The 751-nt window shown below is 44.9% G+C and carries 1 pseudogene; it reads left to right on the top strand.

Annotated features, from left to right (window positions below):
* Positions 1-751, top strand: a pseudogene (locus MB14_RS08270) (hypothetical protein); the annotation flags it as partial.

Genomic DNA, 751 nt, shown 5'->3' on the forward strand with positions numbered 1-751 from the left:
CCAAAATGGGTTAACCGCAGACGCTAACCAAACCTCTAATAACACAGCAAGCCTCAATGATAAATCTGCCCCAACGGTAACAAGTGTAAGTGTACCAGCGAACGCTACTTATCTAGCAGGTCAGAACTTGGATTTTACGGTTAATTTTTCTGAGAATGTAACAGTTGTAGACGCTGGGGGAACCCCACAACTAGCAATTACTATAGGCTCGACTACTCGCCAAGCGGCCTATACGAGTGGTACAGGCACAGGAGCTTTATTGTTTAGATATGTTGTACAATCAGGTGATGTTGATGCCGATGGTATTGCAATAGGAACTCTTGCCGCTAACGGAGGTACTTTGAAGGATGCCGCAACCAACGATGCAAACCTTACCTTAAACTCTGTTGGAGCAACTGCGGCTGTTTTGGTAGACGCAACAGCCCCAACAGTTACCAGTGTAAGTGTGCCATCAAATGGGAGTAAGCCTGTAAATAGTTTTATGACTTTCACGGTGAACACCAGTGAGAATGTGATTGTGAATACTACATCAGGCACCCCTCAAATAGCAATCACTATAGGGTCCAATACGCGTCAAGCGGTTTTCCACAGTAATTCTGGTACTCAAGCTTTAGTTTTCCGCTATAGAGTAGTAGCAGGCGATGAAGATACCGATGGTATCACTGTAGGAGCGCTAGACCTTAACGGAGGTACAATGAAGGATGCAGCAGGTAATGATTTAATTACCACACTAAACTCAGTAGGTGCCACT

Origin of the sequence: Roseivirga ehrenbergii (genome assembly GCF_001593005.1) — a bacterium.
Classification (GTDB): Bacteria; Bacteroidota; Bacteroidia; order Cytophagales; family Cyclobacteriaceae; genus Roseivirga; species Roseivirga ehrenbergii.